Origin of the sequence: Cysteiniphilum sp. QT6929, assembly GCF_030035755.1 — a bacterium.
GTDB classification, from domain to species: domain Bacteria; phylum Pseudomonadota; class Gammaproteobacteria; order Francisellales; family Francisellaceae; genus Caedibacter; species Caedibacter litoralis.
The window spans coordinates 397633-421675 of the sequence record NZ_CP103983.1; the positions used below are offsets into that span (position 1 = coordinate 397633).

General features: G+C 38.4%; 12 protein-coding genes and 1 riboswitch. Of the genes, 3 read left to right on the forward strand and 9 right to left on the reverse strand.

Going from position 1 to position 24043, the window contains the following annotated elements; translation table 11 throughout:
• Positions 1 to 2: 2 nt before the first annotated feature.
• From NYP54_RS01805 to NYP54_RS01820, 4 genes are all read right to left on the reverse strand, one after another.
• Complete coding sequence (locus tag NYP54_RS01805) at positions 3 to 2816, reverse strand: ATP-binding protein (protein ID WP_283156905.1); 2814 nt, start codon at positions 2814 to 2816, stop codon at positions 3 to 5.
• Positions 2817 to 2923: 107 nt separating this feature from the next.
• Positions 2924 to 4336 carry a coniferyl aldehyde dehydrogenase gene (locus NYP54_RS01810; RefSeq protein WP_283156906.1) on the reverse strand — a complete coding sequence of 471 codons (1413 nt, stop codon included), beginning with the start codon at positions 4334 to 4336 and terminating at the stop codon, positions 2924 to 2926.
• A gap of 239 nt (positions 4337 to 4575) precedes the next feature.
• Positions 4576 to 5565, reverse strand: coding sequence for a rhodanese-related sulfurtransferase (locus NYP54_RS01815; RefSeq protein WP_283156907.1), 990 nt, complete (start codon positions 5563 to 5565; stop codon positions 4576 to 4578).
• A gap of 144 nt (positions 5566 to 5709) precedes the next feature.
• A complete protein-coding gene (locus NYP54_RS01820) occupies positions 5710 to 6561 on the reverse strand; it encodes a LysR family transcriptional regulator (RefSeq protein ID WP_283156908.1) in 852 nt (283 codons plus the stop codon).
• 150 nt (positions 6562 to 6711) lie between these two features.
• Between NYP54_RS01820 and NYP54_RS01825 the strand changes: the two genes are divergently transcribed.
• Entirely contained in the window at positions 6712 to 7941 is a 1230-nt protein-coding gene (locus NYP54_RS01825; protein WP_283156909.1) for an MFS transporter, read from the forward strand.
• Positions 7942 to 7950: 9 nt separating this feature from the next.
• On the opposite strand, the gene dxs is transcribed toward NYP54_RS01825, so the two are convergent.
• Entirely contained in the window at positions 7951 to 9816 is a 1866-nt protein-coding gene (dxs, locus tag NYP54_RS01830) for a 1-deoxy-D-xylulose-5-phosphate synthase (protein WP_283156910.1), read from the reverse strand.
• A 406-nt stretch (positions 9817 to 10222) separates the two neighbouring features.
• Positions 10223 to 10422: riboswitch (cobalamin riboswitch) on the forward strand.
• 27 nt (positions 10423 to 10449) lie between these two features.
• Between dxs and NYP54_RS01835 the strand changes: the two genes are divergently transcribed.
• Together NYP54_RS01835 and NYP54_RS01840 are read left to right on the forward strand one after the other, a co-directional pair.
• A complete protein-coding gene (locus NYP54_RS01835) occupies positions 10450 to 12504 on the forward strand; it encodes a TonB-dependent receptor (RefSeq protein WP_283156911.1) in 2055 nt (684 codons plus the stop codon).
• A gap of 93 nt (positions 12505 to 12597) precedes the next feature.
• On the forward strand, positions 12598 to 13236 hold the full coding sequence (locus tag NYP54_RS01840) for a hypothetical protein (protein ID WP_283156912.1): 639 nt from the start codon (positions 12598 to 12600) through the stop codon (positions 13234 to 13236).
• Positions 13237 to 13519: 283 nt separating this feature from the next.
• Here NYP54_RS01840 and NYP54_RS01845 read toward each other — a convergent pair whose 3' ends face one another.
• The 4 genes from NYP54_RS01845 to NYP54_RS01860 all read right to left on the reverse strand — a co-directional run bounded on the left by NYP54_RS01845 (position 13520) and on the right by NYP54_RS01860 (position 23911).
• The gene (locus NYP54_RS01845; RefSeq protein WP_283156913.1) at positions 13520 to 14011 is read right to left on the reverse strand and encodes a hypothetical protein; all 492 of its coding nucleotides are present in this window, start codon (positions 14009 to 14011) and stop codon (positions 13520 to 13522) included.
• Between the two features lie 7 nt (positions 14012 to 14018).
• Positions 14019 to 14711 carry an NrdJb gene (locus tag NYP54_RS01850; RefSeq protein ID WP_151193767.1) on the reverse strand — a complete coding sequence of 231 codons (693 nt, stop codon included), beginning with the start codon at positions 14709 to 14711 and terminating at the stop codon, positions 14019 to 14021.
• A 200-nt stretch (positions 14712 to 14911) separates the two neighbouring features.
• Positions 14912 to 17995, reverse strand: a complete 3084-nt coding sequence (locus tag NYP54_RS01855) for a hypothetical protein (protein ID WP_283156914.1) — start codon at positions 17993 to 17995, stop codon at positions 14912 to 14914.
• A gap of 156 nt (positions 17996 to 18151) precedes the next feature.
• Complete coding sequence (locus tag NYP54_RS01860; protein WP_283156915.1) at positions 18152 to 23911, reverse strand: hypothetical protein; 5760 nt, start codon at positions 23909 to 23911, stop codon at positions 18152 to 18154.
• Positions 23912 to 24043 lie beyond the last annotated feature (132 nt).

The following is a 24043-nucleotide window of genomic DNA, read 5'->3' on the forward strand; positions in this document are numbered from 1 at the left end:
ATTTATTGATTATATTGATGATAAGCTTGTATTGTTTTATCACAAACCATCACAAATTGCTCATACTTCTCTAGCACAATGGCATCAATCGTATAATTATTATGTTGCAGCGCTTTTTCAAGCTGTGCTAATTTATTTTTCAACGCAGGCACGCCACAGTAACTAGCACCGCCGTGAAGCTTATGTACTAAATCTCTTAAGTGTTTACCCTCGTTATTTTCATAAGCGCTCACGATCTCTTCAACAGCACTATTTAAAGAGCCCATAAATGCTGCCAGCATTTCCTTGGCAAAAACAACATTGCCACCTGCTAGGCCTGACGCAAGATTAATATCGATATAGATTTCATCATCAACCGCTGCATTCTTATTGCTAAGCTCGCTTATATGCTCGAAATTTTCATTTTTCTCGTCATTTTTAGTTTGTAATGACAACTCATTACTACCTAAATAATGCATCAATAATTCGGATAACGCATTGTCATCAATCGGCTTGATTTGTATGGCATCAAAACCCTCTTGTAAAAGGCTCTCGCCCTGCCCTTCAACAACATCTGCCGTGACAGCAATGATAGGGGTATTCTGATAACGCTGATCTTGGCGCAAGGCATGACATAACTCAACCCCATCCATCTCAGGCATATGCACATCGGTTAAGACCATCATAAATTTTTGCTTTTGAGCTAATGATAACGCCTCTTTTGCACTAAAGGCATCAACTGGAGAGTAGCCTTTTGTTTTCAATAAAATATGCAATAGCTTTAAATTAATGGGATTGTCATCAACAATAAGTATCGATTTTTCTACTTGTATATTAGGTATGTCACCTACAGTGTCAGCCTCTTCTGTTTCACTCAATTCAAGAGAACTCTCTAAAAAAGAAACCAGTTTATTAGGCTTATATGGGTAATTCAAACAATTCTTAAGATCTAGCTTATGCGTGTAATCAAAGAGTTCATTTAGCGGCATATTAGCAATAAGAAAAATATTCGCTTGCGTAAATGACTGCAAATCCATAATTAATGACTGTTTTAATTTCTGCATTTCAGGCAGTGTGTTATAAATCAATACAATATCAACCGTATCTTGTTCAACCACACTATCAATTAATGCAGTCTCACTCTCACAGCAGATAAACTCAATATCAAGAAGTGCAATATGCGCAAGAAACATCTCACAGGCATAGCGACTTTGATTATAAACGATGAGCTTTTTAATGCTTTTTGGTTTCTTTCTTTCAATCGTTACACTTGGTCCTTGCTCAAAAAACACATTAAAGCTAAAGCATGCGCCATGACCCAACTCACTTTCAACTTTAATTTCCCCATGCATTTTTTCAATCAGCGTTTTACTAATAGTAAGTCCCAGTCCCGTGCCTCCATATTTGCGACTAGTTGATAAGTCAGCTTGCGTGAAGGCATGAAATAGCTTAGCTATTTGCTCAGATGATAAACCAATGCCCGTGTCCTTAATCGTAACATATAATTCTACTTGCTCACTTTGCGCATTTTTCTCGTTTTTCTCATTATGAATTGCTTTTAATTCAATACCAACGCGCACGCTCCCTTGCTCAGTAAATTTCAATGCATTGCCCACAAGGTTGGTTAAAATTTGGCAAAACCTTAATGCATCACCTGTGACCATCTGTGGCAATTGCGGGTCGAGCAACACACCAAAGTCAACCTGCTGCTCAATGACCTTGGGCTTGAATAACATCATGCAATTGGTAATTTCTTCACGCAAATTAAACGGCTGATGTTCAAGAATTAAGTTGCCCGATTCTATTTTTGAGAAATCCAAAATATCATTGATAATGCTCAATAGATTATTGGAAGATAAGATAATTGTTTCTAGATACTCACGTTGTAAGGAGCTCAGCTTACTTTTTGCCAATAAGTCCAAAAAGCCTAATACTCCATTCATGGGTGTGCGAATCTCATGACTCATATTGGCTAAGAATTTACTTTTTATCTCGCTAGCCTCAATCGCTTCTTTACGTGCCTGATCTAATTGAATATTTTGGCGTTCAATCGTTTTAAGCGTATGTCTTAGCTCTCTTGTCGCTTGTTTAATATTACGCTGCATTTCTTGATGCGCATTATTAAGCGATAGCGCCATGCTATTGACACCTTCTTCAAGATTCTTAAGCTCGCCTGGTGGATTGCCATCAAGCTTGGTATCTAACGCACCTTCTTTAATACGTTTCACTGCATTGATAATATCAAAAAGCGGATTGATCAAATCCCCACTTAAACGTAGCCCAAATAAGATACTCACCGTTAACCCAATCAATACAATCAGTAATGTCGCAATAATTGCCTGATACTGATTCATAATAGTGTTTTCACGACTTAAGGTAATAACAACCCAGCCGATACGTTGATCTTTTTCCGTATAAAGCTTATCAACACTTGTTTCTTTTGGGTTAATGGTGCGTGAAATAACAGGCGCTAAAAACTGGATATTTTTATGCCCTTCTTGCATAAAGATTTTTTTACTAATCAAGTCTGAATTTTCTTTAAAAAAACGAGGATTTACTTGCGGTATTCTACCCGTGAATGTTAATAAATTACCATCACGATCATAAATCGCAGCCATGCGCACATCCGGATAGCTTAAAATATTATCCGTGACATTTTGTAAGATAATCTTGCTGTCAAAGTACAGACCATATTCAGAAGCTGCAACAAGCTCAGTAGTAACTGCCTCACCACGAATATATAGATTACGATCCAAATCAGAGAAGCGCATGCTGATAAAATAAAACCCAAGCAATGCTGACACTGTCAGTGTTGGTAATAAAGTTAATAAAATCATCCGCCCGCGGATGCCAACATTTTTAAGCATAAAATGTGCTTTTGATTTAGCGCGTTTAATGATGAATTATATCACCCATAAATCATTTTGCAGTGGGAAACTGCCATCTATCCTTTAAAGAGTTTACGAAACCAAGAAAACCGTTGCCCATAGGGCGGATAAAGCCAAAGCGCACTATTGAGTCTACCGCGCTGACAAATTGATTTGGCATTAGAGAATGTTTTAAACCCTTCAAAACCGTGATAGCGCCCCATACCTGAACTACCAACGCCGCCAAAAGGCAAATCATGCTGCGCGATATGGTTTAACACATCATTGATACACATCCCGCCACTAATAATATTCCTATTAATATACTCTTGTTCAGTGCGATTATAACTCAAAAGGTAAGCAGCTAATGGACGAGGTTTTTGATTAATATAACTTATCACCTCTTCAATCGATTGATAGCTTAACACCGGCAATAATGGACCAAAGATCTCATCTTGCATCACCTGTAAATCCTTCTTTGGATTTAATAGCAATGAAATAGGCATTTTTCGACTGTGGTCATTAGTCGCTTTAAGCTCATCTAGCACAACGACCTTAACACCCTGCTCTTTTGCCTCGTCAATATATTCTTGCAAGCGATTAAACTGTGCCTCATTCATCACACTACTATAATCATCATTAGTCATATATTGTGGATACATTTCTTTAAACGCTACTTCCATTTCAGCTACAAATGCCTCAAGTTTTTGCGCATGAACAAATATATAATCCGGCGCAATACACGTTTGTCCAGCATTTAATCCTTTGGCAAAAGTAATCATTTTAGCTGCTTTTTTTAAAGGAAAATTTTGACTGATAACTAACGGCGATTTGCCGCCTAATTCAAGCGTCACGGGTGTTAAATTCTTAGCGGCAGCCTCCATTACCTTTCTGCCAATAGCCGTTGATCCAGTAAAAAACAAATGATCAAAAGGTAATTCGCTAAAACTTTGCGCCACTGTAGCATCGCCTGTGACAACCGCCACTTCATCAATATTAAAAGCGCGTTTGCAAATTTCTATAATCACACGATTGGTCTTAGGTGTATGCTCTGAGAGTTTAATGCACACTCGATTTCCCGCAGCCAAGGCATAGATAAGTGGCGACAAACTCAACAAAATGGGATAGTTCCATGGCACCATAATACCAACAACACCTATTGGCTGATAATAAACATAGTTTTTAGCAGGTTTAAAAATCACACTGGTATGACGTTTCTCTTTAGCCATCCAACTGCGCAAATGTTTAAGGACATACTTAATGGTACTGGTAACTTGAAAAATCTCACTCAACCAAGTCTCATTGGCACTGCGATGACCAAAGTCATCACTTACCGCATCAATCAATGCTTGTTCATGCTTTAATAATACTGAATATAAGCGCTTAAGCTTCTCTTTACGCAATACATAATCAGGATATTGATCAAGTGAAAAAGCTTTTTGCTGTAGTGAAAACAGTTTTAATAAATACGTTTTATCGATATTATCCATTGATCTAGCTATTCCTTTGCTTTAAGTAACTGAGCTAATTAATTTATAGTTTATATTGACTCAAGCTTCCCATTTCAACACCCCGCCTCACAAGTTCGGCACCCCTCTTGCAAAGAGGGGAATATAAAATCACAATTGCCTAATTCCCCTCTTTGCAAGAGGGGTGGCAGTCGTAGACTGACAGGGTGTTTTAAAAAACTATAGTTTTTCTAGGATGCGCAACTCCAACCTATCTATTGTTAACACCTCTTATTCGCCAAACGATCTCTTTCGCGCTTTTGCTGTTTCTGCGCTTTACGGATTAATCCTACTTGTTTTGCCTCTTCACCAATATGCAACTCACCTCGCTCACGTGCTAATTGACTTTGTTTTTCACGCTCTAAGAAACGCTTTCTTTGTTCAGAGGTATGATTGCCCTTACAATGATGACAAGACACACCTTGCTCATACTCAGGTTTCAGCTTGTCTTCTTCAGTAATTGGGCGGCGACAAGCATAGCATTGATCATATTGACCTTTGGCTAAATCATGCGTCACAGCAACACGTGAATCAAAAACAAAGCACTCACCTTGCCATAGACTTTTTTCTTCAGGTACTTCTTCAAGGTATTTTAAAATACCACCTTCTAAATGATAGACCTCATCAAAGCCTTGTTCTTTCAAAAAAGCAGTTGATTTTTCACAACGAATGCCACCGGTGCAAAACATTGCTACTTTTTTGTGTTTTGTCTTATCTAAATGTTTTTCAACATATTCAGGAAACTCACGAAACGTCTCCGTATGCGGGTTAACCGCATTTTTAAATGTACCAATGTCAATTTCGTAATCATTGCGTGTATCAATTAATAAAACGTCAGGATCCGAAATTAAGGCATTCCAATCTTGTGGTTTAACGTAAGTGCCACATACTTTAAGAGGATCTAATCCTTCGACACCTAAGGTCACAATTTCTTTTTTTAGCTTCACTTTGGTGCGATTAAAAGGAATATGCTCATCAAATGATTCTTTATGTACCAAATTAGCCAAACGTGCATCAGATTTTAGAAACTTAAGTACAGCTTCAATACCTGCAGCAGTGCCTGCGATCGTGCCATTGATACCCTCTTTGGCTAACAATAGCGTGCCACGCACCATATTATCTTCCATTGTTTTTAATAATGGTGCTCTTAATGCTTCATAATCGTCCAGTGTGACAAACTTATACAGTGCTGAAACCACGTACTTTGACATGCTATACCCTTTATACCTTATTTATTTCTACTATCATTTGTATTATTCGATTTTAAACACACAACCGCAATCAAAATATGATTAGTGATAGGTGCCGAGTGAGCGCATTATACACCATTTCACCTAAACGCCAAATAACCGTTTTTATCTGACATTAAAAACCATTTCAATAAGACTCAATAGTGGTGAATTTTGCGCAAAAACATAATAACTTTGCATATTAGGAGTACGCTCAGGAATCTGCTCATTGATATTCAAAAGCATCTCTTTTTCCTGAGTCGCTAACAGTGGTGTTGGTAAGAAGCCATAACCAATGCCTTGGCTAATTGCATGCAATATTGTCGTATATGAGGAAAAATAAAGCGCATTTTTAATCTGTAACATATCTTTTAATTGGGTTTGCATAATACATTTTAATGTTTTTAACTCATCTTCAATACCTTCGAAGCCTTTTGCTAAATCACGTGAAATATAAGCATCAAAAATAATATCCGTATAGAGCCTAACATCAAAACCATGATCTTTGAGCATGTTTTTTTCACCCTCATTAAGTACGACTAAGGCAACATCTACCTCATGTTTAAGCAACAACTCAATGTGCTTTGTTTTATTCTCAACAACAAGATCATAATCAAATGATTGATCAAGCTGCATAATCTGGCTGATTTTACAAAATAGACTTTGCTCAAATATTTGTGATAAGGCAATTTTAAGCGTTGGCTTTTTATGCTTTAAAAAAGGTAGCTCCAACTGATTAATGCGATCAAATTCAAGTAACATTGGTTTAATCAGCGTGTAAAAAGCATGGCCTTTGTTATTAGCAATTAATTTATTATTGGTTCGTTCAAACAATTGAAAACCAACAATATCCTCCAAGTTTTGTAGCTGTTTAGTCAAGGCTGGAGGCGTTAAAAACATTGCTTCTGCACTTTGGCGCAAGCTTTTTAACTCATAGACGGATATAAAAACACGCAACTGTTGCAAGGTATAGTTCATTTAGCTTCTCACTAGACATCGTTCAAAATAAGTTAACACCATATTAAATATTATTCAATTTTAATTAACATCAAATTTTGTATACTGCTAACAAGTTCAAAAACCGAAGGTAATTATCATGAATCAACATAACTTAACTATGGAAACCCTATGAACACACGTATAAAACTACTGATTTATCTACTTGCTTTACTGTCTATCTTAACCGTAAACATCTACATTCCAGCAATTCCGACATTACAACACACTTTCGCTACTACCAAGGCACATATTAGTCTTACCGTTAGTTTTTATATGCTTGGTTTGGCCATTGGTATTCCTTTATATGGAGCGATCGCCGATCATATCAAAACCTCTAAAGTGCTTATTTTCGGACTGACACTTTATATTATTGCGAATGTAATCGCGATATTTTCACTGAATATATCCACCTTTATCTTTGCACGTTTTATTGAAGGTTTAAGTGCTGCCAGTGCACTTTGCTTATGGCAAGTTTTAAGCTTCACCTACTTTGAAGATAAAGCAAAACATATGATTAATTCAGGCTTTATCATCATTGGTTCAATGCCCGCATTGGCCCCCATGTTTGGTGGGTTTATCCTATCGTTTAGCCACTGGCAAGCGCTTTTTGTTACCCTAACTATTCTGGCAATTATCCTCATTGCGCTGACATTAAGTCTACCTGTGCCAAAAACTGCATTGCAAACTAAAAAACCACAGCACCAGTTGGAGCAAACACATATCGTATTGTCCATTTTAAGACAATATAAACACTTGGTTGTTGATGCACAGTTTATGGTACTTGCCTTTGCCAGTGCTACGATCTACATGTCGGTATATGTTTATTTATCACAGGTTCCTTTTTTGCTAACAAAGCTTCATTTTGCGACAAAGAGTTTTAGCCTGTTCTTTATCCCGATTTCAGTAGCGTTTATTTTGGGCGGCATCTTCTCTAAATTTTTACTGAAAAAAGGCACTTCATTTAAGCAGATGTTTATGTTACCTGTCGCAGTTTCAATCATTGTTTTTATCTTGGTTGTTATTGCTCGGCTAGTTGGTGTTACTCTATCGGCATGGTTATTAGCCATTCCATTTTTTATCTTTACCATTGGGGCGGGCATTGGTATGCCAAATTTAGTGAGCCAAGCATTGTCACTTCACCCACATCGCCGCGGAACTGCTGCATCCGCTATTGGATTGGTGCAAAATCTATTTGCTTTTGCCTTTAGCAGTCTTGGGGCATATCTTACCCGCTTTGGTTATGATGGACTTATTATTTCTTATGCCATTTGGGTGGGATTACTACTTAGCTTCTTTGGTGCTTATATTGCTATATCTCAGCGCAAGAAACCATCCCTTGAGACTTGTCCTGCTACTTAATTTATTGACTTAAACCATTGACTCAACTAATTGAATAATACCCTCTACTGAAATGCCTACTTCTGCCAGTAATGCATTTTTATCACCATGATCCTGATAATGATCAGGTAATCCGATGTTACGCACTTTGATTTTACTTAATAGGTCATTAGCAATTAGATATTCACTCACCGCAGATCCAGCGCCACCCATAATCACATTTTCTTCTAATGTAAGAAGAACCTCATGCGAATTGGCCAGCTCTTTAATTATGTGCGTATCTAATGGCTTAACAAAGCGCATGTCTATCACGGTAGCATTAAGTTGTTCAGCTGCTTTAATGGCTATTGGCAGTAACGTACCAAAGTTTAAAATTGCCACTTTTTGACCTTGGCGCACGCATTTTGATTGTCCCATTTTTAAATCAAAACTTTCTGTAATCTCGGCTCCTGTGCCCGTACCACGCGGGTAGCGCACCATCGCAGGACCTTGGTGTTTAAAACCTAAGCTTAACATGTGATAACATTCGTTTTCATCACTTGGCGTCATGACAACGGTATTGGGGATACAACGCATAAAGCTTAAATCAAAAATTCCCGCATGTGTCGCGCCATCAGCTCCTACAATGCCAGCGCGATCCACAGCATAGAGAATATCTAGATTCTGTAAACTGACATCATGAATCACTTGATCATAAGCGCGTTGTAAAAAGGTTGAATAAATCGCAACAACAGGTTTATAACCCTCACAAGCAAGACCCGCGGCAAATGTCACCGCATGTTGCTCAGCAATCGCAACATCATAGTAGCGTTTAGGATACTCTTTTGAAAAGCGAATCAAATCTGATCCTTCACGCATTGCAGGCGTGATACCAACAAGCTTGTCATCTTTTGCAGCCATATCACATAGCCACTGCCCAAAGATATTTGAATAGCTTAATTTGGCTTGTGATACACCTTTAGTCGCTAAATTTGAATTAAACTGTGGATTAACATGATGAAACTTAATTGGATCTTCCTCTGCTTTTTCATAGCCTTTACCCTTTTTGGTTAAGATATGCAAAAGCTTAGGACCGTCATGATATTTAATCGTTTTTAATGCCTCAACCAAAGCCTCAATGTCATGACCATCAATCGGACCCACATAGTAAAAATTAAGTGCCTCAAATAAATTAGCCGGCACAAACATCCCCTTAGCTTGAGTTTCCAAGCGTTTTGCCAACTCAAAGGCGCCAGGGAGTTTTTTAAGAAACTTTTTACCGGTTTCACGAATATTGTTATAGGTTGAACCCGATAGAATTTTAGTCAAATGACTGGTAAGCGCGCCAACATTCTCAGAGATAGACATCTCATTATCATTTAGCACGACTAAAACATCTGAGTGCATACCACCAGCATGATTTAATGCTTCAAACGCCATACCTGCGGTTAAGGCGCCATCACCAATAATGGCAACGGATTTAGCATTTGATCCTTTGAGTTTATCTGCTTCTGCCATACCTAAAGCGGCACCTATTGATGTACTGGAATGCCCTACACCAAAGCTGTCATAAACACTTTCACTACGCTTAGGAAAGCCTGAGATACCACCTGGCTTTTTGATAGTAATCAACTCGTCAGCACGCCCTGTTAGGATCTTGTGCACATAGGTTTGATGTCCTACATCCCACACCAAATGATCATTTGGTGTGTCATAGACATAATGTAAAGCAATGGTTAGCTCCAAAGCCCCTAAACTACTGGCAAAATGCCCGCCTGAGACATCTAACGTCTCGACAAGAAAGGTGCGTATTTCAGTCGCTAAATGTGTTAATTGAGAAACGGCAAGTTTGCGCAAATCACAAGGAGAATTAATCTTTGATAACAAGGGGTAATTTGCACGATTTGTTTTTGACATAACAACAAGCAATTTGTCTATTTTAGTTCTGTGGCATAGTATCCTTTACTATGCTGGCTTTCTCAAGTAAAACCCTTAATATTCTTTGCTTTTAATGTTATTAACTCGATAGTCAATTGTGCCTTAAGCGAAGTTTAAAAGATTACTTAGCAGCAAATGAAAGCTTCGGCTAACGCTTCAGGCAATGTTTCTATCCCCCTCACCCGCGCAGCATATGCTGCACGACCTCTCCCACAAGGGGCGAGGTAATAAATTCGCAAGGTGTATTTAAGCTTATTACAACTAAGCTCCAAAAACTACCCGCCGTTCCTTGAGCGAAGGCGAAGGAAATGTAAAAACAGGTAAAGATGAAAATTGGCTAACGCTTAAGTCAACGTTTACGCTTGCTATTTGCTCTAAAGCGCTCTAATATCAGCGCCTGTTAGGTGCTCATCGTTCTTTATACATGAGTTAAAAGGGAAATTGGTGTAAATCCAATACTGTACCCGCAACGGTAAACCACGCTTTGTAAAGATAACTTAAAAAGCGTTTGCAATCATTCACTGGGCAACTGGGAAGAAGCATTTGGGATAAGTCCGGAAACCTGCCTAATAACACAACGTTTACGGGGATATAAACAACAAAGAGGGCTTCATGCAACCATACCGTTTTCGCACCTTAAGTGCCATCATACTATTGTCCATCGTTGGGCAAATAAGCTTTGCTGATCAGCAGAATAACGACAGTGATAATAATGTCAAAAATGTAAAAAATGTCAAAGCCACTAGCGATGATAAACATTCGTCAGCAACTGAATACACCTTACCAACGATTGTTATAAATTATGCGAATCATTTAAATAATGATCAAAACAAAACACGAAATAATAGCAATACCTCTAGCGCACCTATTAACATATCCTTAATGCCTAATTATGCCAATCAAAGCATTGACCGCACCATTGAGCAAAATGCTTGGGTTAACAGCAATAATAGTAGCGCAGCAAACCCCAGTTTTTATTTAAAGGGGCAACGTGCAAGTGTTTTATTAAATGGTATTCCACTGAATCAATTCAACTCGCAAGCTCAGAATATTTCTTTGATCCCACAAGATAGCATTGAAAGTATCGCTATTGATCCCACAGCCAGTAGCGTACTCTATGGCGGCATGGGCTTGGGCGGCACGATTAATATTGAACAGAAATTTATAGCTCAAGATAAATATATGATTGGTTTATCTGGTGGCTATCCATTTGGTGCTGGCGTTAATGTCTTTATTAATCAGCTATTAGATAATGAAAAAACGTGGAGTTTACAACTTGCTAATAATAGTCAAAGCATTGATGGCTATCGCGATTATTCACGTAACAATAGCAATAATGCCTATATTGCTTTAATGCACCAAACCAATACCCAAAAGTTGTCACTGAACTTCAGTGACAGTTATCAATACTTGCATTTCCCAGGAGCACTAAATCAACAGCAAAGCGATGATAATCCATGGCAAGCAACAAGTAATGGAAAAGAAAAATATATTAATCACACCGTTAATACACAGCTTAATTTTGAACAAACACTTGATAAACAGTGGCAATTTAACCTTAAATCGCAATATCAACAGCAATGGGCTAATGCCATTTTTGCCGACTCAAACTACTCCTCTAAACAAGGTAGTAGTTTATTTTATTTACGTCCAAGCATTGTATTTGACAATGATTTTGTAAAAAACACGTTTGGTACTGAGTTTAATTATCAAACCTTCAGACAAAGCGCTACCACAAATAATGCGACACAAACCAACATTGCACTATTTAACCAAAGTGACTTTACCTTAGCTAAAAACTGGCAAAGCGGTATTGGCGGGCGTTTTGAGCATAGCTATACTACGGGTGATTTTATCTCGAGAAATAGCTCAGGCTCACAAGTAATTAATATCAGTGCGGGTGACATTTATCTGCAATACAATTGGAGTAAAAGTTTTAATACGCGTGTTTCAGCTTCATATGCCTATCAGCTGCCTTTTATTGATCAATCTAATTTAACCCCAGGGACAACGACAAGCTTTGGTTTAAATCCGCAAACGGCATGGGTTTATCAGCTTGATAATACCTATAAAGACGATAGATTAACCTTGAAAAATAGCACTTATTGGATGCTGATTAATAACCAGATTGATTACAATCCTAACTTGAAAAGTGGTGACACATCTTTTGGCGCTAATATTAACTTACCACCGACACAAACCATTGGTAATTTATTCGCACTTGATTACGCATGGCTGCCGAGTTTAAGTCTTGGCGGTAGCTTTGCTTTTAATCTAAATACGTTTAGATCCGGTTTTTTTGAAGATAGCAATAAAAATAACGTTGATATCAGTAATAATCAAGTACCCGGTCAGCCACCTTTTACTGCTGAGATCCATAGCCATTGGCAATTTAATGACAAACTCTCTTTCTGGTTACAAGAGCAATACTATAGTGCAAGCTACGCCTATGGTGATTATACCAACACCCTTGGCAAACAAAGCGGTTATTTCCTTACCAACCTTAGCGCTAAATATCAGCTAGATCATTGGCAGTTTAATTTCAATATTTATAACCTGTTTAATAAGTTCTATTACAGTTATGTTTCAACCTATAATTCAACAGACCTAAGCTACTACCCTGCTGATGGTATTGTCGCCATGCTTAATATTCAATATCAGTTTTAATAGTTTGTTATGAAACGTGCAACCCTGCTTTCTCTGATTTTGCACATAAGTGTTATATTAGTTATTGCTCTTTTATATGTCATTGCCAAATATATGAGTAACACGTCAAATAAACATATTGATATTGCCCTAACCAAAGAAAGTATGCCTGCACATATTGTTTATCTTAGCCAGACCAAACTAACTACTAACACGCCAAATAGTGTAACGAATATTTCACTAGCAGCTCCTCGGACGAATACGTTAGAACCATCACCAACAATAGCTTATACGCCGCTGACAACACAAAACGCAAAACTTAAAATTGACAATAATCCACCAAAACAAATACAACCACTACATCACGAAAACAAGAACATTGAAGCAAATAAATCATCGCCTCAACCGATTAATAAAGATCCTCATACTATCAGATTGAATACAACTTCAGCCACCTCTGCCTTTAGTAGCGCCGAAGAAATAAATAACATCATGTCAGAATTGCAAAGCGCTTTAAGTAACTATCTTGCCAAACAACCAGCACCTGCTCAATCCATTAGCGTAGTGATCACGGCAACAATTAATGATCAAGGTGTCATAGAGAAAATAAGCTTCTCGCCCTTACCACCTCAAGTGCTACAAGATCTTCTTATTCAGTTTTTGCAGTCACAAAATTATACGCATAAACTTTTATTGCCTCATAGTATTGATATCAATATTCCTTTGGAATTAATCGCTGCGTCTTCCAATTAAATATCACCGCTCCCTGAGCCTGTCGAAGGGAATCTAAAAAAAGTAAAGATGACAGTTGGCTTCGACTAACGCTCAGCCAACGTACCCCCCCTCACCCGCACAGCTTACGCCGCACGACCTCTCCCACAAGGGGAGAGGTAACAAATTCGTAAGGTATATTGAGACTTATTACGACCACATGCTCCCCCTCCAATTACCCGTCGCTCCCTGAGCTAAGTCGAAGGGAATATCAAATATAAAAAGATGAAGATTTATAGGGGCGTATTGCATATGCCCGCGCCCATTAAACACCGAAAGGACGTTTAACAATAAACCGACTTAAGCCAATCCAAAGATAAAGATAGCTAAAGAAGCTTAGCCAACCGGCAAAACTACCAAAACGATAAAGCCAACTAATTTGTGACAACATGTGGTTAATATCAGCATTTGCCTGCTGCATTAACACTTGCTGCATATAGGGAATCACAAGGCTACTAAATAACACAACGACACTAAATACCACTAATAAAACTGCTGCCACAATTAAATTTTTCTGCACATTCTGGCGAGTTAGTTGAATGATTTTTTTAGGAAAAAAATACAGTAACACCACAAATTCAGTTATATAAGCGATGATCGTTAAAGTAAAGCGCCAACTAAGATCAGCATTAATCTCAGGCAAACGCACAACAAACCAACTTATCACAGAGATCGCAAGCAGCAATGCTGCCCATTTGTTCTTAAGAAAGAAACCAAGATAAATGCAAAAGGCAAGATAGAAAAAGGCATAAATCATGATTGATTTATCCGCACTTAGAATAACCGCAATTTAAGCAAGTTAAGCAATTATCCATGCGTACCATCGCTTTGGTGCTGCATTTGCTGCATAGTTGTGACTCAGGTGGAAAGTTATTGCTTGCATCATTACTTGGTTGTTGACGTTGATCCAGCTCTTGACGCTTAGCAGCGATATATTGCTTTTGTTCTTCATCTAGCTCATCATCTGGCAACATGCCAATTTTCTTTAAATGCTTTTCAATGACATCCCCAATCTCAGAAACTAATGAAGGAATATACTTCCCACCACGCTTTAAATAACCGCCATTAGGATCAAATACAGATCGTAGCTCTTCAACTAAAAAGGTAATATCACCCCCTTTGCGAAAAACCGCTGAGATAATCAAAGTCAAAGCAATCGTCCACTGAAAATGCTCCATATTTTTAGAGCTTAAAAAGATCTCAAATGGGCGACGCATCTCATGCTCAGTGCCTTCATTTAAAACGATATCATTAATCGTCACATACAGTGCATGCTCTGCCTGAGGCGGCTTAATCTTATACGTTTCTCCAAGCAATGATTCTGGACGCTTGATATTCTCACTCATTTGCTGATGTGATTTTTCTTTTTTTGTTGGTTTAACTGCAACATTGTTTGCCCCATCATCGGGTTTGACAATATTAAAGCCTGTGATTTTTTTCTCTATTTTAACTGCCATTTTTACTCTTTTAGCTCTTTTACGTTTTTTATGTCTTTTACTCTAAACGGTTAATAAAAAATACTTGTGATAAATCGCGCATCAAAAGTCGTCTTATTTTGCCTGAGCACGCCGATGAAAACAATCGATAATTCGTTGAAGTTTTGCTTTACTTTTTAAGCGTAATAGATCTTAGTGATTGCAGTTGATAACTTCAAGAATCAATGGCTATCAGTACTTACATCCAATTGCGTTGCAGCACGCAGATTATTCATAATCTCTGGGTTTTCACTTAAATTAGCCGCTGGTAAATTAGCTAATAACTGCCATTTAGCTTGTGACTGATCATAGGTATATAATCCATTACTTGCTAATACATAAACCGTATCGTTAATCATTTTCATTCCATAAATACTGGCTTGTTTGAATGGGTTAGAATCAGCACCTAAAATCTGTCTTGCCATGTTTTCGTTCGTATAATACACCGCATGAGTATTTAGTGAAGAAAAGTACACATTGCTATTGTTATCAAATGCGATAGACATGTTAGAGCTCGTATCATTTGGAAAGGTAGCTATTTGTTGCCACACATTATTCTTAAGCACTTCAACGCAAATCATATCTTGACCATTTTGAGTACACTGCATACTTTGATAAATATCTCCCGTTGCTGTTTTACCCATAGTAAAGACTTTAATAGTGCCAAGCGCTTTAGCAATCGTTTGTGTTAATGGCGAGTTGTTTTGATTGGTTAATTTATAGGTTTGACCTTGTTCAGTTGCCATGTAATATAAGTCACCTTTTTCATCTAAAGTCATTGGTATTGCTTCATTAATCGTTGATGAAACAGGTGTTGCCAACTTATTCCAGCCATCAAAATCATTGACAGAAGCTTGCGCTATATAAGCATGTGCATCTTCTGTCATGCCAACGCTTGACAGAATAATTTGCCCAGAACCATTGATTTTGATATGTGTGCTTTGACTTAAATCTCCCAATGCATCATCTAGTCCCAAAAAAGTATTCTGACCGTTAACAGACATCACTGAAGTAAAGCGCTTACCCAAAACTGGTGGATAAACATCTGGCAAAAATGGACGCTTCAATGTTTGATAGCCATTACTGATAAAAACGACACCTTGAGGGGAAATACCAACGCCTGAAATAAAGCTATTTAATATATACTCATCAGTGTTTTTCCCAGCAAACAGCACATGCCACCCTGCTTGATTATACTGATAAACATAAGGGTTTGTTTGACTATTGACACTTGCATACAGTACACCACTTGCCGTAAAGTTAAATGTTTTATCTTCATCAGCATGGGCGCCAAGCTTGTCAATCTGTAATAAGCCAGTTGCTTTATCTCCTGCATTTATATTCTGCCCTTTGACATAAATATAACAAGTGTTATCACTTTTCGTGGCGTAAGCATCAAGCATTAATGTGTTGACCTGCCCTTTTGTAAATAACTGATCACTGTTAAAACATGATTTAGGGCAAGTATTTGCATTACACCAAGCTTGCGTGCCATCGTAGATGGAAAACTGCTTAAGATTGTTGTTAGTTAATGACACCAGAATTGACTCGTTACTAAAATTGGTATTAGTGAGCTTGATCGCTTTGACACTTGGATAAACCGTATCATCATCTTGCGATATTTCAGCATTAACCCCGCTTTTGGTTAAATAGATATTACTATTAATCGCTGCCGCCATATTGGTTTGTTTTGCCAAGCCTAAACGATAACCTTCAGCATCGGGGGATGAGTTTAATTGCGTATACTTAATTCCAACATAACACGTACCATTTGCCGCTAATGTCGCGCCCGTTGTACAGGATATTTGACCATTGACTGGCGCGACAACACTCAGATAGTCACCTTGTAGTGGTTGATTTGTCGTATTTTGATATAACTGAAACGCATCCAAACTATTAGGCAGTTGCCACGCAAAGGCACCATGATTGACAATCGCAATATTCATTACGCTGTTATGCGAATCCATATTGATATAATGCGATGCTTCTTTAAAGCCAACATCCGCACCTGCAATTGTTACATCCTGATCAGAGACTTGATCTTTGGTGCTATAAGCTATTTGATCAGAAAAATAATTAATATTGGCAAAGCGCTTATTAAAATCCTGAGCTTGATAGGCATTATCTGCAACTTGATATGACAGGACACAACTTCCGCCGGCTGCCAACAAGGTATCTTTTTGGCACATATTTTGCGTGTTTTGCCTGTTTTGTGTATTTTCAAATATCACACCTTGTGGCAACGTCAAATCAATCGTTTTAATCATCATTGCCCGAGTACTATGATTGGTAAATGTCTGTTGATATTCCCCTGGTGTTTTAATATCAAGACTTGATAGAGTTGCAGGTACTGAATAGGCATTAATGCTCACTGGAATCAAGTCTTGCGCATTATCTGCAATCACCTGAAAAATGGGCTTATCATGGTATTTGTTTTGCTCAAGCGCTTGATGGAAGTATTTAATAACTGCACCTACCGTATTGTTATCATCAGCCTTAACAAGAAGCGCTATCATCATCGTTTGCTTAGGTGCTAACATTGTTGTATTAGCCGCAATCATCTTAGTCGTCTCATTATAACGCCCATCGATAATATTTTGTAAATCCAATGCATCAAAAATCGCATCTGGAGTGTGTCTTAGGTCAATCTTCACCCCTTTGACTGCTTCGTTATTAGGATTATAAATAACGAATTGTATAACGCCTCCTGGTGTCATCGTGATCGATGATTGCAACTGCAAAGCATTTGTCATCTCACTGGCAGGTTTAAATACTGTTTTGACAGGCACGTCAATTGCTGTTTCCGAGGCGCCACTTAATGCGATCTTAACATCACCATTAATGGCAGTTGGTGCTAAGGATTCAACACTATAGTAAAGATTACAACTTTGCCCTGCTTGCAGGTTTACACCAGCGCCATTTGACCAGCATGAATCTTCATGATCAGACTCAAGATGGACATACTGAGCAACAGTTGGCGATATCGACACCGATGTGATATGCACAGATCTTGATGGTGATTCAGAAGCACCGACTTGATTCATTTCAAGCGTTTGATCCATACCTACCTTTACTTGAACTTCCACCTCTGAGCTTCGATCTATTGCCGTCTCTGACGTTAATTGCTCATGCATATCACTACTGACGGCAAGAGGACTTGCTATTGGTTCCGAACCACTGCTAGTGCCACCACTACTGCCACAACCGGCAATGGCTAATACCGTCATACTGGTTAAACAAAATACTGACTTTTTAATCCAAGGCATAGATATTCCTCTTTGACTATATTTTAAATGACAGAGATAAATTTAAGATCCATAACCCTATGATTGCTATGGATCTTATTAGACTGCAAAGTGTACTAAGTACACCTTAAGAAGATAAGTGTATAAAATACACCCTATCATTTTTGACTTTAGTGATTACTGTTTTTTGATCTGCATGCCATTGATCACAGTAATATCTTGAAACTTAGGAGATGAACCTAACATTGGGATTGGATTCTCAGTCTGCCATGGTGAGTTTTTATCATAACCCATCATATACAGTTCATTGACGGAGCCATCAGTAGTCGAATGCGTAAACTCACGCCTGCCTAACATATAGATATACTGATCGACTAGATTCACAGGATTATAGACAATTTGCAGATTTAGCACACCATAATATGGGTTAACTGATTGGCTTATTAGCTGATAGCCCTCTGTAAGCTCGCCTGCCAAACTTGCCGGATCAATTAACACCATGTCGCTTGCTTGACACTGATCATTACCTGTAATCACTGATAAAACACCATTTTCTTTACAGCCCAATACGGCTTTGTATACTCTTTTCATTGTTGAATCACCGCCCTTTAGTGACGTACCCGTCGGGTGTGTACCAAACAGAATGTCATAGTGCGGCACTGGCGTTAATTGTATTCTTGGATTAACCGCCAAGGTAAAAATCTGTCCATATTGACCTGAGCCCGCCGGTGGGTTATTGTCAGGGATAGACTCCAAGTTGTTCCACTGGTTGTTACTGTATAATGCAACATTACCATTATTTTTATACTCGGAGATCATTAACAAAGTGGGTGTATCAGGATTATCATTTTTAAGTGTAAATGGTAGCGCATTTAATTCACCCAAATAATAATACCCAGATGGTGCATCATAATACTTCTGCCACGTTGGTGAGCTTGGCGCACCTGGGACGCCAATTTCATCAACAGGAATACGATAGATCTCTTGATCTTGAGACACCGTAGCATATAAATATCCTTTATTAAACTCAAGTGATGTAATGGTGACATCCTTTGTTGAGTTAGCAACCAACTGCATTCCTTGATTAGTTAGTTGATAAAGTGTCGTATAACGCCCATCAGCATAAACATTGCCATGATCATCTGTTGCTAAATCAGCAATACTAGAGCCTTCTGTTGAGGTTTGCCCTATCTCTTGCCAATTATTAACATCAAATAAAAAGCCATCTGCTTTGTCTAAAATATTATGATATAACTTATTGTCTTTCATGAGATAGAGATTTTGTAATGGTCTTAATTCATAGCTTTTCATCTGTCCTGGCAAGCCAATTGATATATGATCAATGGCAAGTGCTGGATCATTTGTTTTATGCACGTAGACTTTACATTGACTTGGTGTAATATTCTCTCCATCAATTGTTGCCGCTGGCATGAGCACCTTACCATTATCGATATCGCACGACTCAGGACAACTAACCTCTGTACACCATGGCGAATTACTACCTGTCGTTAACACTTGATAAGCATTTTGGTTTTGTGGCATGTCAATATCTATTTCTTTAGCTAGCGATGTGTAGTTGGATAAGGTAATTGCTTGCGTGTTTAAACCAACTTCGCCACCATCAACATGACTTTCAAAGCCTAACTCATCAACAACGTGCAAATTGAGCTTACCACCATCAATCGTCAAATGAAGATCCGGAAAAACTTGCATAGTATAATCACCTGCGACAACATTACTGTGCGCCTCAATCGTTAAATTGCAACTATCACCAGCTGCCAATGAGGTTAATGCAGTACAAGAATTTGTCGTGGCACCCACCACCGCAAAGTTTGCGCTAACTAGCTGCCCTGCTTGATTATAAAAATGTATATCATTTGCTAAGCTTGTTGCAGTTGGAATTTGCCAGTTAAATGCGCCTGTATTCTCAATCCTCATATTAACAGTGCTTGTTGCACCTTGATGTGGGCTAAGCATGTATAAATTACCATGTGTTAATTGCGCCTTGTTTTGTGTAAGGTTTATCGGCACATCATATTTAACACCACCACTTAAGGTGATCTCAAGCTTTGGTTTAACACCATTATTAGCGACATAACTATCAGGGTCTGCGCTTAAGCTAACACTCTTTAGATCGCCATAATGTAATGTCAATGGGTAAGTCGTATCATCATTTACAAGACTCAAACCAACACTATCTCCTGCAATCAAAGCAATATTTTCAAGCTGTGTTTGTGAGCTTCCGCTATATTCAAATTGATAGAAATGATCCCCAGGTGACTCCACATTAATACTTAAATCAGCTAAATCAAATGGTGCTTTGACATCAACTGATGGACAAACTTTATTACCATTAGATGCTGTGGCATAAATCAAGCAACTTTGTGTATTATCAAGTAAGCTATCTTTGTTGGCATTTAACCAATCAGACACACTTTGATCCATCGCAGGTGTAAAACTAAACTGATAAGACTGTGATGGTGCTAAGCTGTTAATCACTAAACTATCACTATCTCCTGTTAAGACTTGAGGGATATGAAGTCTTACACCACTTAAGCTTTCATATTGTGACGGGTTGGTGATTTCGAGGGTATTTATCTTACCTGCGGTTAGGGTTAAATCACTTAATTGCGGCGATATATAATCAGCATTATCATCACCTCCCACGGTCAGTACTTGATGCATAAACTGTATGTTTTGCCCATCGACTGTCGCATGGACATTGATAAAGCCATTAACGGCTTCAGTTAATGCTGCTTCACTATTAAACATAAGCTTTTGTCGAATAGTGCAATGCTCACCGGATTGTAATGTCATGCCATCAACGCAACTACTTATTTCGGCTTCACTTGCAAGATTAATCGTGGAGAGCCCTTCTAAGCTAAAGCTTGGGATACTATCTAATGTGATAGCATGCGTTGCATAATTTATGAGTTGATAGCTGACGTACACCGGATTTTCATCTGACCCTACTATCGAGGATTTAACCTTGCTTGGTACAAATCCTGCATCAACGGGATCAAATAAATACGCATTTGTCGTTGTTGTGTAAATCACGTTCTTTGCATCTGCTAAATTGTTTTTAGCCGCAATCTCAAGGGCGATCTGATCAGGCGCCGTATGACTTAGATCAAGTACTAATGTACAACTTTGCCCAGGCGCAATACTACCTGCACTTAAGCAGCTAGATTGCGCGGGAGCAAGGGTTACCCCTTGGGCAAGCTCATTATTTGCTAAATCAATGATTTTATAGTCAGCACTATCATCACTGGCATGCCAATCAAATTGACCATTATTGGTAATCGTTAGTGTTTTTTGTAATGTGCTACCTTCTACTAATGGTTTTTGCATCTGGCTTAAGAAGTTAGGAGCGATATTAATATCATTACTTGTTATCTGATTATCAACACTGATTTGTTTTTGCAGTGATTTATTTTGATTGTTCAGACTATAATCAACCTGATACGTCGCACTGCCTTCTGCTGAGCTACTGACTTCAAGCGGGATATGCACCGTACTATTGGCATTAATTGTTAATGGCAAGTGAAGCTCTGGATCAAGTGTTACTCCCGTTATGCCATGCCCAAAAGTCAAGGTAGTAACAACCATTGGGTTTGTTGTTGGGTTATGCAAACTGATCGATTGATTCTCAGTCGCTGTTAATGTTTGATTATCTGCCTCTAGCGTATATTTAGTCACCGCAAAGCTTGGGTAAAATGTCAACATATTTGCTGCGGTTAAGCTTAAGTCATGTGTTGTTTGATTCGTTAATAATGAATCATAATGCGCGTCAAGATATCCCTCAGCAGCAACGCTTGAGTTAAAGCTCAGTGTAAAGATATAAGACTGACCCTGCTTTAATACTGGAATTATTAAGCTTGATTGGCTTTCACTCGTTAATAAATCACCTAAATCTTGCGGTAAATGTAATGTTAAATTCACGATATCTTGATCGCTATTATTCTTCAATGCAATTTGTATACGCTCATTATTCATGCTACTTGGTGTGACTTCACTTAAGCTCACACTCGGCAATACCGCACTGGCATTATTGCTTGCTGCCGCAATCACATTAAGCGCTGCTAGATCAAGTTGCGCAATATTTTGATGTGCTTGTGTATTAATATCGGCATCAATGCTGATTTTCCCTTGGGCAAGCGCACCAAGATCTGCCGGACTAACAAGACCGACGCTTAATACACAGCTTGCGCCACTTACCAAGCTCATGCCATCTTGACAGGCATTGGCACCGGCTAAGGAATCATTAACGCTTTTGTAGCCTTGAGGCAAATGCACTTTAATATTTGTCATCGTATCCTGATCATCATTGGATAATAATAAGCGATATATTGCCTGACCATCCGTTGTATTAAGCACGTAAGGAATCAGTTGATACTGAGGTGACAATGATACCTTTTGATCAATCAAGCTTAAACTCACTGTTTTGACGCCATCTTGTGCGGCATTGGCACCCAATGGAATGTTAATAGCAGCACTATCTGGCACATTTTGAGCAATATCTTCTGTGTAACTTACATTTAACGTGCAAGAGCCACCAGGCTTAACCACTTCGCCACTTAAGCAACTTTGCCCTGTTGAAGATACGCTTACCGAAATACCTTCACCGCTCACCTCATAATCACTTGCATTTGTCGAAGGATACCAATCAAACTCGCCATTATTGGTAATCGTTAACGTTTTAACCAAATGATCAACATACGGTAGTACATGACTATTGACACTCAATGCTTGTGCTTTGATTAACGCATCAATATCTAATTGATAATCTAACGCTTTTGTTTGGTTACCAGAGTGTGTTTGATAGTCGATACGAACTTTAACAACGCGCTCGGCAACATCGCTATCAAGCTTGATATAAAGTGTTTTGGTTGAGTTAGCTAAAACACTTAGCTGGCTTTGATCAAGGCTTATCCCTTGTTGAATAACATGACCTTGGCTATCCAATAAGGCAATACTGACATGATTGTAGTTTTGATTGGTATTATTCTTTAAGGTTATCGGATAGAGTGTTTGTGTGCTATTAAGCTCAGCTGTTGGCGCCGATTCAATTTCTAAACCGCTATTGATATCAATATTTTGAATCATGGTTCTTTTCAAGTTATCCGCAACAACATAAAACTCATTCAATGCATTGGTAATTGTCTCTTTAGTCACATCATCGGGTAAGTGAAATGTTAGTGTCGCACTTTGACCTGGGGCTAATGCGTCAATAAGCAAATGTGTATCCGTGCTTACACCAGATAAAGCAGCAGGTAATACAAGCTTTAGATGACGCAAAGTCTGGTCTGATTTATTGGTCAATACAATGCTACTATCAGCGCCTAACATAATCTCTAAAGGTGTTTGTTCAACCGAATACGTAAAGTTATCACTTGCCAAAAAGGTTTGGCTCACAGGTGCACTAAGAGAAAAGTCAGTATTACTATGCTGATACTTAATCATAAGATGTGTATCTAAATGCACAGGAGAGTGACATGATACGCTAAAGGCAAGTTGACATTGCTCACCTGTTGCAAGTGCTTTGTATGATCCGTCACTTTGTAGACAACTATTTGTTGTATCCGTATTAAAGATGGCACTACACCCTTCTGGCAGCGCATCAAAATATGCCTGCTGTATTATTGCACTGCTATTTATTGCCGTACCAACACCGGTTATTGTATTGCCTGCATTATTAGCAATCGTCACGCTATCACTACAACTGGAATCACCGTTTTCTGCTGCTTGACATAAGTAATTATTGCTATTACTCGCTGCAAGTACCGCAGTTACTGGCGTGTCATTTGAGCTTGAGCTGCTACCACCTCCGCCACCGCAACCAGAAAGCACGACGGCAACGGCAATGCAACTTAATTTAATGGGTAAACCAAATTTATTAAATGGGTTAGATAAATTAGAAATAATATTGTTTTTCATATGCTCCTCTTTGAATCATTCTGATATTTAACATCACAAATACAAAACTGGTCACTGTTTGTGCCAGGGAGCATAGTTATACTTTTTTTAAATAGGACTTATTAGTGTATAAAATACACCCTGTATTTTATA

What these genes read in the sequence shown, in the direction of transcription:
- dxs (WP_283156910.1), bottom strand. Translation starts at nt 9,816, where the DNA reads ATGTCAAAAACAAATCGTGCAAATTACCCCTTGTTATCAAAGATTAAT.
- NYP54_RS01825 (WP_283156909.1), top strand. Translation starts at nt 6,712, where the DNA reads ATGAACACACGTATAAAACTACTGATTTATCTACTTGCTTTACTGTCT.
- NYP54_RS01820 (WP_283156908.1), bottom strand. Translation starts at nt 6,561, where the DNA reads ATGAACTATACCTTGCAACAGTTGCGTGTTTTTATATCCGTCTATGAG.
- NYP54_RS01815 (WP_283156907.1), bottom strand. Translation starts at nt 5,565, where the DNA reads ATGTCAAAGTACGTGGTTTCAGCACTGTATAAGTTTGTCACACTGGAC.
- NYP54_RS01805 (WP_283156905.1), bottom strand. Translation starts at nt 2,816, where the DNA reads ATGATTTTATTAACTTTATTACCAACACTGACAGTGTCAGCATTGCTT.
- NYP54_RS01840 (WP_283156912.1), top strand. Translation starts at nt 12,598, where the DNA reads ATGAGTAACACGTCAAATAAACATATTGATATTGCCCTAACCAAAGAA.
- NYP54_RS01850 (WP_151193767.1), bottom strand. Translation starts at nt 14,711, where the DNA reads ATGGCAGTTAAAATAGAGAAAAAAATCACAGGCTTTAATATTGTCAAA.
- NYP54_RS01855 (WP_283156914.1), bottom strand. Translation starts at nt 17,995, where the DNA reads ATGCCTTGGATTAAAAAGTCAGTATTTTGTTTAACCAGTATGACGGTA.
- NYP54_RS01845 (WP_283156913.1), bottom strand. Translation starts at nt 14,011, where the DNA reads ATGATTTATGCCTTTTTCTATCTTGCCTTTTGCATTTATCTTGGTTTC.
- NYP54_RS01810 (WP_283156906.1), bottom strand. Translation starts at nt 4,336, where the DNA reads ATGGATAATATCGATAAAACGTATTTATTAAAACTGTTTTCACTACAG.
- NYP54_RS01860 (WP_283156915.1), bottom strand. Translation starts at nt 23,911, where the DNA reads ATGAAAAACAATATTATTTCTAATTTATCTAACCCATTTAATAAATTT.
- NYP54_RS01835 (WP_283156911.1), top strand. Translation starts at nt 10,450, where the DNA reads ATGCAACCATACCGTTTTCGCACCTTAAGTGCCATCATACTATTGTCC.